Source organism: Lacticaseibacillus thailandensis DSM 22698 = JCM 13996, from assembly GCF_001312865.1.
Lineage (GTDB): Bacteria > Bacillota > Bacilli > Lactobacillales > Lactobacillaceae > Lacticaseibacillus > Lacticaseibacillus thailandensis.
In genome coordinates this window covers 62,550-76,704 of the sequence record NZ_BBER01000001.1, presented here as the reverse complement: position 1 = coordinate 76,704, position 14,155 = coordinate 62,550, and the positions used below count along the sequence as shown (strand labels likewise).

Sequence of the window (14,155 nt, the reverse complement as noted above, 5' to 3'; positions counted from 1 at the left end):
TGAATTATTTGTTTTCTTGGTACTGCCGTTCTTGTGCCTGCACTCCGGTCAGGATGAAGCGCCCGCTGAAGTACCGCGGGTCACTTTGATAATCATCAGCGGCGTACGGCACCTTGTTGTTAAACACCTGCTCGTACTCGGCGACCGATAACCGCTGGCGGTCATCCAGGTACTGACGGTGGGTATTAGCCTGTAGGAACCGCTCAAAGCCTTCCTGCAACACGCCACTGAAGAATTCACCCACGGCGCCAGAGCCATACGAGAACATCCCCAACCGGTCGCCCGCCTGTACGTCCGCGTCATTTTCCAGCAAGCTCAATAAGCCTAAGTACAGGGAGCCAGTGTAGATATTGCCGATACGCCGGCTGTAAATGGTCGACTGCTGGTAAGCAGCCAACAGTGCCTGCTGTTTCGCTGCACTGACCTCGGGTAGCGCCGTCCGCAATGCCTTGAGTCCCATCTTGGTGTACGGTAGGTGGAAGTTGACGGCCTTAAAGTCGTCAAGTGTGGCCCCAGTCTGCTCACGGTACCGTGCCCAAACATCCGCAAAGAACTGGATATACTGTTCGGTTGAATACTTGCCTTTGGCCAACGCCAAGTCGGTGTACACTGGCCGCCAGAAGTCCATGATGTCACGACTCATCACCACGGAGTCATCGTTGATGGTCATGATGGCCGGGTCCGTGCTGATCAGCATGGCCACAGCGCCCGCACCCTGGGTCACTTCACCACCACTATTGAGCCCGTAGCGCGCAATGTCAGCAGCAATGACCAAAGCGGTCCTATCAGGGTGTGCCGCCACGTAGTCACGTGCCATCATCAATCCAGCCGTGCCCCCGTAGCACGCCTGCTTAATTTCGTAGGTCCGCAGCCAAGCTGGCAGACCCAAGAGCCGCTGAATAATCACGGCTCCAGACTTGCTGGCATCAATACCGGTCTCAGTCCCCAACACCACCAAACCGATTTTGCTGATATCGACATCGTCAATGAACTCGCTCGCCGCATTAGCACCCATCGTCACCACATCTTCACTGCTAGGCGCCACGGCCTGTTCGCTTTGACCAATCCCGATGATGAACTTGTTCGGGTCCACCCCGCGGCTTCCGCCAGTTCCTTGAGGTCAACGTAGTAGTGCGGGCTGTACAAGCCCAAACGGTCAATTCCAATCTTCATGGTATGCACTCCTCTTCTTTGCTTCTTACTACCCTACTTTAGTGCCGCTCCTGTCGCATCAGCGCCAACAAGTGTTGGGCCCGCGCCAGCGTCTTGTCACCCGCCTGTAATTGCTGCGTCAAGCGCGCTACCTCGTCCCCGGTGGCGCCCGCCGCTACGGCCAGGCACCAGCCTGCAAGTGCATGTGGCCAGCCTGAATACCCGGACCCACCAGTGCACGAACGGCAGCGAGATTTTGTACCAACCCTAAAGCAGCAAGCAATGCCTGGGCGTCGGCGACCGTCTTGATTCCCGCCAAGCGCTGAGCCAAACCGGCCCGGTGTAACGCGCCGACGGCACCGCCAACCACGCCTAACTGTAACGGCACCGCGATTTTGCCGTGCAGCGTATCATCTGCAACCCGCCACTGCGTCAACGGCAGGTAGCGGCCTGAACGTGCGGCGTAGGCGTGCGCACCGGCTTCAACCGCGCGATAATCGTTACCCAGCGCAATGGTCGCCGCCGCAATACCGTTCATAACACCCTTATTATTGGTGGTCGCCCGGTCGATATCGATCATGGCAAAGTCGCTGGTGCGGGCAATCAGCCGCGCGACCGTAGCGCCGTCAGCGTGCCGCGTCGCCACCGCGTTGACCGGAATGGCCACCGTGGCAATCACAGCATCATCGCTGTAGTTGCTCAAAATACTGATCAGCGGGGGCTGGTGTAACCAACTGCCGAGTAACCTACCGACCCGCTCTGCAATCGTATTAACAATGTTAGCGCCCATGGCTTGCTGAGGATCGACTACCAACGTTACCTTGACGAACTGTTGGCGCTGCTGTACGTGCACAGCCTGCAAGCCACCACCCCGCCGGACAATGGACGGATGGGCCGCAGCCGCTGCAGCCTTGATATCTGCGACCTGCGCCTCAATGAGCCGCACCGCCGCTTCAGGCTCGGCCAGATCCGCAAAGACCACCTCAGCCGCCACGCGGTGCGGTGGTACCTGCACCGTCACACCACCACCAGCCCGGGCCATGCGGGCCCCGTTGTTCGCGGCCGCCACAACGCTCGGCTCCTCGCCGACGAGGGCAACGTCGTGCGTCAACCCGTTGACGCGTAGCCCGCGCACTAACCCCATGGGCAGAGGAAACTGCCCAATCTGGTTTTCAGTCAGGTGTTCAGCCGTTGCCTGGGGTAACGGCGCATCCGCCAATAATAAGTGTGCGTCTGCGGTACTCAATAGTCCCGCGTCAACCAATGCCTGGACCCGTTCTGCACGGGTCAACTGATAGAACTTCCGCATTAGTCAACCTCACGGTGCAGGCGCAAGCCCAGGCCGAGGCCGCCGCCAATACAGAGCGCCGCAATACCCGTAGTCTTAGTAGCCTGCTGCAACGCGTAAATAAGGGTTGTGACGATGCGGCTCCTGAGTCGCCCAGCGGGTGGCCGAGCGCCACCGCGCCACCATTCACGTTGACCCGATCAGCATCCACGCCCAAATCGCGCACCACAGCCACGCTCTGGGCCGCAAAGGCTTCGTTAATTTCGTAGCGGTCAATGTCGTTCACCGCCACACCTGCACGCTGCACCAGCTGTTCCACCACGTACTTTGGCGCGTAACCCATTAGTTGTGGGTCCACACCGACTTCGGCAAAGTCATCAATAATCGCCTGATAAGCAACACCTAGGCGTTGCGCCGTCGCTTTGCTCATCAACAACATGGCCGAGGCCCCGTCATTCAAGCCACTAGCATTACCCGCTGTTACGGTACCGCCCTGCTTGAATGCTGGACGCAGGTGGGCTAACTTCGCTAGACTGGTGTCAGGCCGTGGTGCCTGGTCCTGGGCCACCACCACGTCACCCTGCTTCTGGTGCACGGTCACGGGAATAATCTCAGCATCAAAGCGACCCGCGGCTTGTGCGGCCACCGCCTTTTGATGTGATTTGAGGGCGAACTCGTCCTGTTGCTCACGACTGACGTGGTACTGAGCGGCGACGTTCTCCGCGGTGATGCCCATATGCTGACCGGAAAAGGCGTCCAACAGGCCGTCTTTGAGTAACCCGTCCGTCAGTTGGCCATCACCCAACACATGACCCCAGCGCATTTGCGGCAGGTAAAACGGGACGTTACTCATGCTTTCGGTGCCACCAACTAATACAACGTCCGCCTCGCCCATCTGGATCGCCGCAAAGCCGAGATGAATTGCCTGCAGACCCGACCCACACACTTCGTTAACGGTCATGGCAGTACTCCGCTCGGGCAGCCCGCTGTTTAATGCAATCTGGCGAGCCACGTTTTGACCACCATTGGCCTGGTACACGTTACCGAAAATGGCCCGCTGGACCTGTTCCGGTTGCACGCCGGCCCGTTGCATCGCTGCCTGGGCCGCAATCACGCCTAACTCAACGGCGCTCTTGCTGGCCAGGGCCCCACCAATTTTACCAATGGGCGTACGCACCGCGCCCGCAATTACAACTTCTGTCATTGTCTCCCACCATTCACTCTTATTCGTTTTTACTTATAATATTGACGTGCATACCATTTTAGCAAACAATGAACCCTACAGGCTGCACCTTAGCAAAGCCTTAAGGTTCTACTCAGGAGGAAACCACCATGCGAGTCATCGACTTATTAGCCCTCATGGCCGACGTCGACAAAAATAGCCCCGTTTGGTTACGCACTGACGATCAGCCCTGCGCGTGACCGGCGTCGCCCCAATTGACCCCGACCAACCGGACCGCATCGTCTTAACGACCGCGCCTGCACCTGCTCACGCACTCAAACGCTGGGAACTCATTATGTTAACCCACGACCCCGCAATGCGGCGCCGGATGGTGTACGCACAACAAGGGGACCAGACCGTACCAGTATTCGGCTTTGCCTTTGCCGACCACGCCATCGTCTTACACTAGCTGGGCAGGCGTTTCATCATTTTACGTAAACCTTCACGATCAATTAGGGTCACACCGAGCTGGGTCGCCAAGTCGTTGGCCGCGTCAGAGAACGTGCTGTTCGTTAGGACCACTGCCTGGTCCAACTGGTAGTACTCCTTGCCGCTCCAAACCTCCTGTACGGCGTGATTACCAACAAAGCCGTTGTACCGTTTGCACTGCACCCCAAACTTGATGCCCTTCTTGGTAGCAATGACGTCCACCCCCTGGTCACCACTGCTCTTGGTTTGCTGAATGCGACTGTAGCCGTTACGCTTCAATAGGTACGCACAAAAATTTTCGAATTCCAGGCCGTCCATGGCGTCAACCCGCGCATGGTGATGTCCCGGAAGCGAAAATGGTGCCAGAAGATCCAGACCCCAACGCTGACCGTAAATAAACAGATCACCACAAACGCGACCGGGTCGCAAAATCCGTGCCAGGCTTTCGGCACCACGTCCCGAGCCCACAGGCTATACACCAGCGCCACAACCATGAGCACCCATAACAATTGGACTAAACGGCGGTAGAGCCGTTTGAAAAATCCTACCATCGTCCTTACCTCGTTTCCTGTATAAGGTTAGCAGAATGCGGGCCGCACGACCATGGACACACGTGAATTTAACGGTTTCACTAACCAAATCGGGGCCGCTGAGCACAGTTGCTGAGCCCTAACCGCAGGATGCCACCTTTCTTCGTCGCGCTGTACGCAACAAAAGTATCGCTGTCACCAATTGCTCTTACGCAGCCAAGCACAGCCTGCACTGCTGATATCCGTTACCCACCAATTTCTGAACGCCTGGGCATACAAAAAGCCGCACCGCCTTTCACCCAAAAGAGTGCAGGACGTTGCGGCTTTTAACTTATCATCAAACTTACTTCTTAGTACCCTTGTTGCCCTGGTCTTCAGCTACCAGCCGCTTGCCCAGCGCTTCCAGGTAAGGACGCAGTTTGTCCTTCACTTCGGGGTGGGTCAAACCGTACTCAATGGTCGTCTGGACGAAACCAAACTTGTTACCCACATCGTACCGGTCACCGGTAAATTCGTGGGCAAAGACCCGCTGTGTCTCGTTCAGCTTGTCGATGGCATCAGTCAGCTGAATTTCGCCACCCTTACCAGGCTTGAGGTTGTCCAGGATGCCAAAAATTTCTGGTGTCAGTAGGTAACGACCAATAATGGCCAAGTCACTCGGTGCATCCTCAACGGCCGGCTTCTCCACGAACCGGCTGACATTGAACAGCCCCGGCTTGACTTCATCACTCGGGTCGATCACACCATAGGCAGAAACCTCTTCGTGCGGCACCCGCTTAACGGCCAGAATGGAACTGTGGGTGGTTTCGTACTCGTTGATCAACTGCTTGGTCAACGGCACCTTGTCGTCCATCAGGTCATCACCGAGCATAACGACAAAGGGTTCATCCGCAACAAAGGACTTGGCCAAACGCACAGCGTCACCCAAGCCGTTCGGGTAAGGCTGACGGACAAAGAACAAGTTAACCCCAATGTCCGTGGTGGACTTCACCATCTCCAGCAGACGATCCTTGTGCTTAGCAGCCAAGTTCTGTTCCAGTTCTGGAGCGGAGTCGAAGTGGTCTTCAATGGACCGCTTCTGCTTGCCTTCAACAATCAGAATATCCTCAATACCAGAAGCCTTAGCCTCTTCGACGATAAACTGAATGGTTGGCTTGTCCACAATGGGCAGCATTTCCTTGGCTAATGCCTTGGTTGCCGGCAGAAACCGTGTGCCCAGACCCGCTGCCGGAATAATTGCTTTACGAACTTTTTGCATGTCTACTCTCCTTATGTACGCCATGATGAAAACGATTTGATAATTTAATCATACTCGATTGACCCAGATGAAAACAAGGTCCTTCAACAAATCATCACCACCACGACCTAGGTTTCATGCTTTCATCCCACATGTAGGCCCCGCCATACAGCCAGCAACGCATAGATGGTGCGCCATCACGTCCATCGCCCCTCGCCTTGATTGACGTAGGAATTTATGGTGGATTCAGAAAAAAAAGTCGCGCTCCTGATGAGCACGACTAACCAAATATCACCTTAACGCACACTGTGTTGCGCAACTTGGTGCGGATCTGATTCGTGGACCGACAACGGCAAGGGTTCAATGCCCACAGCCGTCCAGGCCGCTAACAGCGGCTTTACGTCCGCAGCGCGGTCAATTAACGCAATTCCGCAATCACCACCACCAGCACCGGAGGACTTTGCTGCCCCCCCGTACTGCTCAGCAATTTTGCGCAGCTGTAGTAACGCCGGCGTCTCAATTTCGACCCCAGAGAACTGGGTCAGGTAGTTCAACGCATCCTGATTATCACGGATACCCTGCTGAATTGCTTCCAAATCACCAGCACGAAAACCCGCAATAATCCGTTCCAGAATGGCATCACTTTGATGCAAGAAATTTTGGTAATCCGTTTCCTTATTGGTCGTGGTCTGCGAGTCCGCGATGCGGTCAACCAGGTGGGCCGTCGAGGCGGGCGAACCCGTCCAGCCAATCAACAGCTCCATGTTCGCTGGCGCCGTCAACAACTCAATATCCAGCTGCGGCCAATCCCGATTCAACAACTCCGTGATTGTGTGCTGCCTACGCGCGGCAGCCAGCCACTGCTTATCGAAAGAACGGTACGCAACCCAGCCACCATACACGGAGGCAGCGATGTCGCCTAGTGACCCGTTACCCTGCACATCCAGGTGCGCAATGGCTGAGAGCTTGTATAACTGATCTGCCGTCATATGCAAGCCGTAAAACTCGTTCAACGCCTTCACGGTTGCCACGGTCACGGCCGCAGAGCTACCCAAACCATACTTTTTGCCGTCCTCAGAATCAAGGTCCGAATCAACTTTCAGGTCGTACAGCGCCAACGGGTGCCCCATCTCGCGGGCGTATTTTTCCGTCAACCGAATGGCCGACAGGATGTAATGGAACGGGTTATCACGGTCATCGAAGACGATTTCGTCGCCAACCCGCTGCCAATAAATTGAATTTTCTTGGTACTGTTTCGATACGATACTCCCGTAACCCGTAGTCGCGCTAACTGACACGGTTACAAACTGGTTAATGGCTACGACGATGGCCGGATGACCCGTTTCCACCACTGCGTATTCCCCCGCAATGTACAGCTTACCCGGCGCCTTTGCTTCAATCACTACCAGTTACCCCCACAAATATCAGATATGTACTCACGGTCGCCAGTATAGACCACTCGTGGCACTTTGGAATTCACACTGCCTTGATTTATCAATTCCTTAAAGACAGACATACTGCACTATTCTAACATGGAGTACTTTTTTTTGCAACGCGCACACTTCCGGCGGCCTCGACATTTATAGTGGCGTAAGGAGCTGGCCAGCGCTTACAAAAAAAATCACGGGATTAGCAACCACCCCGAAATGGCAGTGGTTAGCCCCCGTTACTAACAACAAAGGAGTACCAAACATGCCACAAACTTTTAGTAATGCGAGCGTGACTTTCACGTTCACCAACCCCCAGGACGCTGAAGCCAAACCCATTAGCCATCGTATCGACTACCTGGCCGAGAACGCCGACACGGCTGCACTCAGCACGCTAGGCACCGCCTTTGCCACGCTGTACCCCGACCTGGATTTAACCGATATCAGCACCACCGTCGAATCCGCCATTACCGCGGACGCCCCTGCCACCCAAGGCGATGACCAAACCACCGACCAGCCCACCCAATAACAGGAGGAATAATGCATGCGTAGTCTATCGTTAACCTTTAAAACCGCGGCCAACAAGACCAAGACGTTGCGGTTGTCCGCTTACTCCGGTGACCTCACCCCGGACGTTGCCCAGAAGTTCATGACCGCCCTGATTGACGCCGATCAGTTTTACCGGGACGGGGTCAAGCAGTATGCCACCCCCGTCTCCGCCCGCATGATTGACACCACCAGTCAGGATATCTGGACTGCTGACGCTACTGCCTAACCGGTCACGCACCAAATAGAACAGGAACGCCCTGACCAACTGGTCAGGGCGTTTTTGGCGTTTGCTGTATTACTTACGGTCCAAAACGAACTCAAACCGACTGCCAACATACTGGGTCCGCACGTATTCAAACGGGCGCCCATCCGCCAGAAATGATACCTGGCGTAAACGCAGGATAGCATCCCCACGCTTAACGTCTAGATACTTAGCAATGCGCTCGCTAGCGACAACCGCGGACACTTTCTGTTGGGCCCCGCCCAACTTGTAGCCGCCTTTGGCTTCTAAGACGTGGTATAAAGACCGCGTAATTTCCGATTTGTTGAAGTTCTGCACCAGGTCGACCGGCACGGCCGCGACCTCAAAACAAATGGGGACCTCGTCGCCGTACCGTACCCGTTCCATACGGAGAACTTGCTGCCCATCCTGTAGGTGTAACTGTTCAACTTCCGACAGTGACGGGTTAGTGATGTGATAACTGACCGTCCGGCTGGAGGGACGCTTGCCTGGGCCAACATAATGTCAGTAAATCCGGTGACACCGCTCATCCGCTCCTGCACCTTCTGACTGGCAACAAACGTGCCCGCCCCCACACGCCGCTCGAGGATACCCTCGTCGACTAGGGTCTGCACGGCCTGTCGCAAAGTCATCCGGGAAACCGAAAACGTGACGGCTAATTCCCGCTCGGCGGGAATCCGGTCGCCAACCTGCCAACGACCATTTTCAATGTCTTTTTTTTGATCCGGTTATGAATCTGAATATAAACTGGTGACTGCATTACCTAAACTCCTATTCGCCTTTGTCCATCGCAATCGTTGCATCCAAACCCGCCACAACGGCGTTCTGGAAGCCCGCTGCCTGCATGGCCAGCATGCCGCGAATAGTGGTGCCGCCAGGGCTGGCTACCGCGTCCGCCAAATCTGCTGGTGATGCATCACGATTCAAGACCAGCTGGGCACTACCAGCAACCGCCTGTGCGGCGATTTGGACCGCCACTTTTTTTTACTCAGGCCGTACTTTACGCCCACACTGGCCATCGCGTCAATAAACTGGTACACAAAGGCTGGTGATGATCCCGCCAGGCCCACGAAGGTCGCAAAATCGGCCTCTGGCAAAGCGACGGTGCCGCCAATCTGTGCGAGTAGCCCAATCACCGCCTTAGTCTGGTCATCCACGCTGGCAGCCGCATTAGGTGCGTACGCCGTCATGCCCGCAGCGATCGCTACGTTCAGGTTCGGCATGATCCGCAAAATTGGTTGACTAGCCGTGAGGTGCGCCCCTAGCGCGGCTAGGTCAAACCCTGAAACCATAGAAACTAAGTATGCCGGCCTGCTGGCAAACGTGCCACTGATTTCCGTCAAAACGTCAGGCGTGATCTGCGGTTTAACTGCGAGAAAAACCACGTCGCTGTCGGCCACTACGGTCGCGTTATCAGGCGCGATATGCGCGCCAATCTTGTCTGCGTACGCCTGATAATGTTCAAGGTGTCCGCTATGTACGTGTAGGTCGGTGCCTGCCACCGCCTTGGTAGCTAACAAACCATCAATAATTGCGCGGGCCATGTTACCCACGCCTATAAACCCAATCTGCATATTGCAATTCCTCCCACCCAGGCAACCATGCCTAGACCAATTATTCTTAGATTAGCGAAAACCCACCCCGCTGTCAACGCTCGGTGCACCGATTGCAATGATTCACACCACCACACTGATACGCATATGCCGACCATACCAAAAAGGGTACACTTTCGCGAAGAAAGCGTACCCTTTGCGTACGTAACGTACAGAAATTACATGTTAACGTGAACACCAAAGCTTGGCTGGAAGTAACTGCTGATCGTCTGAATCTTAACGACATCACCAGTTTGCGGCGCAGCAATGTACTGGTTGTTGCCAATGTAAATGGCATCATGGTAAGTAGCACCAGCGGCACCCCAGAAGACGATGTCCCCTGGCTGTAACTGACTAAGTGATACCCGCGTACCGGCACCTTCCTGGGCAACAGTGTAACTGCCGACGTTGATACCAGCACCATGTTCAAAGGCGTAGTAAACCAGGCCAGAGCAGTCAAAGCCTGCTGGTGACTTGCCACCCCAAACGTATGGTACACCCAATTCCTGCTCGGCCACGTTGATCACAGCCTGAACCTTAGCAGCACGACTAGAAGAACTGGTCGTAGTTGCTGTTGTGGTAGCCGTGGTCGTTGCCGCAGTCTGCTTTGCAGCCGTGCTGGTCGGTGCGGCAGAAGAAGCAGCGGAACTAGTAGCTACCTGGGTAGTAGCGGCGCTGCTAGTGGCAGCAGAAGATGGCGTCGTCGCAGCAGCTGACTAGCTGCAGCTGATGAAGCGGCAGCGGAGCTGGCAGCAGCGACGGATGCGGCAGCAGAACCTGCCGCGGCGCTAGAAGCCGCTGCACTAGAAGCAGTGGCGGATGAAGCTACCACATCGTTAGTTGTAGCGCTACTTGGCGTGGCGCTGCTTGGTGCAGCACTACTGGTAACCGCAGAAGCCGCACTGCTTGGCGCAACACTAGTCGCACTAGAAGCAGCACTGCTGGTCGCGGAGCTAGCGGAACTAGCCGCCGTACTCGTAGCAGCCAGTTGCAATTGCTGACCCACCAAAATGAAGTTCGGATTGCTAATGTGGTTAGCTGCGACCAACTGCGCAACACTCACACCATTAGCCCGTGCAATGGCGGACAAAGTATCCCCGGCTTTAACCGTATATGTACCTTTAGCTGCCGTGTCCGTCACGGTTGTTGCGGCTGACGCCAACTGTAATGACTGTCCCGTAAGGATGAAGTTAGGGTTAGCAATCTTGTTCGCATCGGCCAACTTCTTCACCGTGGTGTGCTGACTAGCCGCAATTTGGCCCAGGGTGTCACCACTCTTGACCGTGTACGTTTTGTCAGTGGCAGCGGAAACGTGCTCGGTCTTACCAACGTTGGCGGCACCAAAGGCAGTGAGACCCAGTGCGCTAAGGGTGGCAACTGAGAGCAAGTTCTTCTTGACGCTGTGACTTTTTGTCATAAATTATGTCCTCCTAGATACTTGTACAACTTTTAAAAAAAACAATATTTACTCTTTAACGATTATGGCCATCATAACGCGGCCAGGTTACAGCAATGTTACAGACCCCCGGGCGAAAAATTACACTAACGTCACATGTTTCTAAACATTGTTGCAACTGTGATAGTTTCATGACGCCGTCACCTTCTTAACGACGCGGTCAAGCCGCGGCACAGGGGCCGAAAGCGCCGATACATGGTCGCGTACCGGCGCTCAACGTCGTCATGGGGGATCTAGATTCGAACCTAGGAACCCGAAGGAACGGTTTTACAGACCGTCGCGTTTAGCCACTTCGCTAATCCCCCAAACATCTATGCAACTAACAAATTAACAACTTAACAAGGAACAAAAACATTCTAACGAATTCCTTAAGGCAGTGTCAACGCCAATACGCATTTTTGTGGCCGCACCAGGCAATCTTAACCTTTAGCCCCTACAAATCAATCACTGTGAGCGTATTACGCCACTCGGTCATAAAATATGGCGATGTCCATTCAGCACGACGCTGCGTTCCGTAGCCTACTGGGCAGTGATAAAAGGTAGTTGTCCCCACCGTGCGGGGTTGATCCCGGCGGTGCCAGTGCCCATAAGCGGCCGCGTCCACATGAAACTCTTGCAACAAGTCGCCCATACGCTGGCTCCCTAACATCGCGGCCAACTTGGCCCCGCGGGGATCCTGTAACATGGCCGGTGGTAACAGCTGCACTTCGGGCACAAAGTGACTCACAAACAGAATCTTTTGGCCGGTGTGGGCATGAGCCCGTAGGAAAATACGCATGTATTCCAACTCCCGCTGCATGCGCTCCTGGTCACTGCCGGGTTGGTCAATGGTGCTGTCGACCAAAATGCCTTTTTCCAGTGCCAGTAGTAATCCGGGTTGTCCGTAGCGGTAGTCCCCACGAAGCTGTAGTCATACCAACCATTGTTCCCCACGATGACCGTTTCTGGAGACGCGGGCGGGACAAAGGACCGCTCGTGCAGGTAGAGTGGATCCTGCAGTCCCTGAATAGTGGCATAATTTGCCCCGCGCAGCATGTCATGGTTCCCCGCCAAAAAAACGCACGTCAGTGCTGGGGCCCAAGACCTCCTGTAAAGCATGAAAATATTTTCGCGTTTTCCGAAAATCGTTGTATGTATCACCCGTATTCACGTATAAAGCTACGCCAAGCTCACGTAAATACCGCGCCTGGGGACCCAAGATGTCTTCAGCGTTGACGTGATTAATATCAAGATGGTTGTCAGAACTAATCGCGATACGCACGCGCCTCACCCTACCCTAATCAATAATTGCTCACGGAAGTAATTATACGCTTTCACAAACCCAATATTAAACGTTTGGTCAAAGCCGTGCCACCCTTATCCAACGCCACAATCACGTGAGCACAGCAGACCAATAGCGAATGCCCTCAACGTTATCGAACACCGCCAGCCAGTAGCTGTGTCCAATCATCTCCTGATATCCGTCGGCCAAAAAAAATCGGGCATCCACGTGTGGATGCCCGACCAGACTAACTTTGCGTTAAGTTGACCAATTGATTACTAACCAGTTGTGCCTAGTTGACCCCGGCCATTAACCGCTCAACCCGCGGCGTGATGAACAACAAGAGAACCGCCAACACGATTGAGGCAATCCCGATACCGGCAAAGTACCAGAATTCGGTGTGCCCCGTGTACAGCTTTACGACTTGCGCGTTAATTGCCTGGGCGGCTGAATCGGCCAAGAACCACATACTCATCATCTGTGACTTGAAGGCTTTCGGCGCTAACTTAGTCGTCACGGACAAGCCAACCGGTGAAATCAGCATTTCGGCGATTTCGACGATGGCCCAAGACAGCACCAACCACAACGGTGATACCCGCACGTGGGTCCCGAACAAACCGACAGGCAGCATCATCGCAAAGTAGCTCAGGCCAGCAAAGACCAGCCCATACACGTACTTTTTCGGGCTGCTGGGCTGCTTTTTACCCATGTGCACCCACAACCAAGCAAAGAACGGCGTGTACAGCACGATGAACAGCGGGTTCAGGCTCTGGAACCAGCTAGCCGGAATATGAAAGCCACCCAGCGTCAGTTGGGTCTGGTTCTGGGCAAATAGTGCCAAGACCGTGGAACCCTGTTCCTCAATGGCCCAGAAGAAGACAGCCGCGATGAACAACGGAATGTACGAAACCACCCGGGAACGTTCAACCTTCGTCACCTTAGGGCTACGGATGATGGTGATAAAGTACCAAATAGGAATCAGGATGGCAATCAGCGTGATCAGGTTGACCACCCCGTTACCAGTCAGCGTCCCCGTCAGTCCCATGACGACAAGAATGACAACCAGCGCTACCACGATACCCACAATTTTCCACACTAGTGGCCGCATTTCTGCACGCGTGATCGGGTCGGGTGCTTGAAAGTCTTCTTTGTTAAGATACTTGTTACCATCAATAATGTAGATGATCAGGCCCAAGAACATCCCAAAGGCCGCAATGGAAAAGCCCAAGTGGTAATTAACTTCCTGTCCGAGCCAACCGACTATGATCGGTGAGAGGAAGCTCCCCAGGTTGATCCCCATGACCAGCAGGCTAAAACCACTATCACGGCGCATATCGTCCTTGCTATAGAGGCCACCGACCATTTCGGAAATGTTGGGTTTCAACATCCCCGTCCCGATCACGATCAGGATAATGGCGATGATCAGCGCCGGTACCCCCGCGGGCACCGCCAGGGCAATGTGCCCAAACATGATGAAAATACCACCAATGAACACGGTCCGATGGCCACCCCAAATGCGGTCAGCCACAAAGCCACCCAGTACACTACTCATGTACACCAGGGAGCCATAGATCGACACAATGGAAGCGGCCAGAACGGCGTTCATGGCTAAACCGCCGTGTTCCAAAGAAGCAATCATGTAGTACAGCAGGATGGCACGCATCCCGTAATAACTGAATCGTTCCCAGAATTCGGTAAATGTTAGCGTGGCCAAGCCACGCGGTTGACCAAAGAAAGCATGGTCAACATCTCGCTTGCTTTTGCTCAAGGT

General features: G+C 54.6%; 12 protein-coding genes, 1 tRNA gene and 4 pseudogenes. 3 read left to right on the top strand and 14 right to left on the bottom strand.

What is annotated here, in order from left to right; translation table 11 throughout:
• Positions 1 to 4: 4 nt before the first annotated feature.
• From JCM13996_RS00380 to JCM13996_RS00370, 3 genes and pseudogenes are all read right to left on the bottom strand, one after another.
• Positions 5 to 1,173 (bottom strand): annotated as a pseudogene (locus JCM13996_RS00380) (hydroxymethylglutaryl-CoA synthase).
• Between the two features lie 154 nt (positions 1,174 to 1,327).
• A complete protein-coding gene (locus tag JCM13996_RS00375) occupies positions 1,328 to 2,461 on the bottom strand; it encodes a hydroxymethylglutaryl-coenzyme A reductase family protein (protein ID WP_225353389.1) in 1,134 nt (377 codons plus the stop codon).
• Between the two features lie 83 nt (positions 2,462 to 2,544).
• Positions 2,545 to 3,644, bottom strand: a pseudogene (locus JCM13996_RS00370) (thiolase family protein); the annotation flags it as partial.
• A gap of 214 nt (positions 3,645 to 3,858) precedes the next feature.
• Here JCM13996_RS00370 and JCM13996_RS00365 point away from each other — a divergent pair.
• On the top strand, positions 3,859 to 4,071 hold the full coding sequence (locus JCM13996_RS00365) for a hypothetical protein (RefSeq protein ID WP_054749169.1): 213 nt from the start codon (positions 3,859 to 3,861) through the stop codon (positions 4,069 to 4,071).
• Here JCM13996_RS00365 and JCM13996_RS11335 read toward each other — a convergent pair.
• The 4 genes from JCM13996_RS11335 to JCM13996_RS00350 form a co-directional block, all read right to left on the bottom strand.
• On the bottom strand, positions 4,068 to 4,409 hold the full coding sequence (locus JCM13996_RS11335; RefSeq protein WP_225353388.1) for a restriction endonuclease: 342 nt from the start codon (positions 4,407 to 4,409) through the stop codon (positions 4,068 to 4,070). The genes JCM13996_RS00365 and JCM13996_RS11335 overlap by 4 nt on opposite strands.
• The gene (locus tag JCM13996_RS11330) at positions 4,367 to 4,642 is read right to left on the bottom strand and encodes a hypothetical protein (RefSeq protein WP_225353387.1); all 276 of its coding nucleotides are present in this window, start codon (positions 4,640 to 4,642) and stop codon (positions 4,367 to 4,369) included. The genes JCM13996_RS11335 and JCM13996_RS11330 overlap by 43 nt, the downstream gene beginning before the upstream one ends.
• A gap of 322 nt (positions 4,643 to 4,964) precedes the next feature.
• Entirely contained in the window at positions 4,965 to 5,879 is a 915-nt protein-coding gene (gene galU / locus JCM13996_RS00355) for a UTP--glucose-1-phosphate uridylyltransferase GalU (RefSeq protein WP_054749168.1), read from the bottom strand.
• Positions 5,880 to 6,154: 275 nt separating this feature from the next.
• Positions 6,155 to 7,261 carry a phosphomevalonate kinase gene (locus JCM13996_RS00350; protein ID WP_054749167.1) on the bottom strand — a complete coding sequence of 369 codons (1,107 nt, stop codon included), beginning with the start codon at positions 7,259 to 7,261 and terminating at the stop codon, positions 6,155 to 6,157.
• 289 nt (positions 7,262 to 7,550) lie between these two features.
• Between JCM13996_RS00350 and JCM13996_RS00345 the strand changes: the two genes are divergently transcribed.
• Together JCM13996_RS00345 and JCM13996_RS00340 are read left to right on the top strand one after the other, a co-directional pair.
• The gene (locus tag JCM13996_RS00345) at positions 7,551 to 7,814 is read left to right on the top strand and encodes a hypothetical protein (RefSeq protein ID WP_054749166.1); all 264 of its coding nucleotides are present in this window, start codon (positions 7,551 to 7,553) and stop codon (positions 7,812 to 7,814) included.
• A gap of 15 nt (positions 7,815 to 7,829) precedes the next feature.
• The gene (locus tag JCM13996_RS00340; RefSeq protein ID WP_054749165.1) at positions 7,830 to 8,060 is read left to right on the top strand and encodes a DUF2922 domain-containing protein; all 231 of its coding nucleotides are present in this window, start codon (positions 7,830 to 7,832) and stop codon (positions 8,058 to 8,060) included.
• Positions 8,061 to 8,129: 69 nt separating this feature from the next.
• Here JCM13996_RS00340 and JCM13996_RS00335 read toward each other — a convergent pair.
• The 7 genes and pseudogenes from JCM13996_RS00335 to JCM13996_RS00300 form a co-directional block, all read right to left on the bottom strand.
• A pseudogene (locus tag JCM13996_RS00335) lies at positions 8,130 to 8,835 on the bottom strand (GntR family transcriptional regulator).
• 11 nt (positions 8,836 to 8,846) lie between these two features.
• A pseudogene (gene proC, locus JCM13996_RS00330) lies at positions 8,847 to 9,649 on the bottom strand (pyrroline-5-carboxylate reductase).
• A 197-nt stretch (positions 9,650 to 9,846) separates the two neighbouring features.
• Complete coding sequence (locus tag JCM13996_RS10680) at positions 9,847 to 10,185, bottom strand: C40 family peptidase (RefSeq protein WP_225353386.1); 339 nt, start codon at positions 10,183 to 10,185, stop codon at positions 9,847 to 9,849.
• 137 nt (positions 10,186 to 10,322) lie between these two features.
• Positions 10,323 to 11,084: a LysM peptidoglycan-binding domain-containing protein gene (locus JCM13996_RS10675; protein ID WP_054749163.1), complete on the bottom strand. Its 762-nt coding sequence runs from the start codon at positions 11,082 to 11,084 to the stop codon at positions 10,323 to 10,325.
• Between the two features lie 264 nt (positions 11,085 to 11,348).
• Positions 11,349 to 11,428 (bottom strand) — tRNA-Tyr (locus tag JCM13996_RS00315).
• 128 nt (positions 11,429 to 11,556) lie between these two features.
• Positions 11,557 to 11,967, bottom strand: a complete 411-nt coding sequence (locus tag JCM13996_RS00310) for a metallophosphoesterase family protein (protein WP_054749162.1) — start codon at positions 11,965 to 11,967, stop codon at positions 11,557 to 11,559.
• 709 nt (positions 11,968 to 12,676) lie between these two features.
• Positions 12,677 to 14,152, bottom strand: a complete 1,476-nt coding sequence (locus tag JCM13996_RS00300) for a peptide MFS transporter (protein WP_054749160.1) — start codon at positions 14,150 to 14,152, stop codon at positions 12,677 to 12,679.
• Between the last annotated feature and the right edge of the window lie 3 nt (positions 14,153 to 14,155).

Bases quoted from the DNA above. Each gene is read 5' to 3' on its own strand.
- galU (WP_054749168.1), bottom strand. From the start codon at position 5,879: ATGCAAAAAGTTCGTAAAGCAATTATTCCGGCAGCGGGTCTGGGCACA.
- JCM13996_RS00345 (WP_054749166.1), top strand. From the start codon at position 7,551: ATGCCACAAACTTTTAGTAATGCGAGCGTGACTTTCACGTTCACCAAC.
- JCM13996_RS00340 (WP_054749165.1), top strand. From the start codon at position 7,830: ATGCGTAGTCTATCGTTAACCTTTAAAACCGCGGCCAACAAGACCAAG.
- JCM13996_RS11330 (WP_225353387.1), bottom strand. From the start codon at position 4,642: ATGGTAGGATTTTTCAAACGGCTCTACCGCCGTTTAGTCCAATTGTTA.
- JCM13996_RS10675 (WP_054749163.1), bottom strand. From the start codon at position 11,084: ATGACAAAAAGTCACAGCGTCAAGAAGAACTTGCTCTCAGTTGCCACC.
- JCM13996_RS11335 (WP_225353388.1), bottom strand. From the start codon at position 4,409: ATGGACGGCCTGGAATTCGAAAATTTTTGTGCGTACCTATTGAAGCGT.
- JCM13996_RS00375 (WP_225353389.1), bottom strand. From the start codon at position 2,461: ATGCGGAAGTTCTATCAGTTGACCCGTGCAGAACGGGTCCAGGCATTG.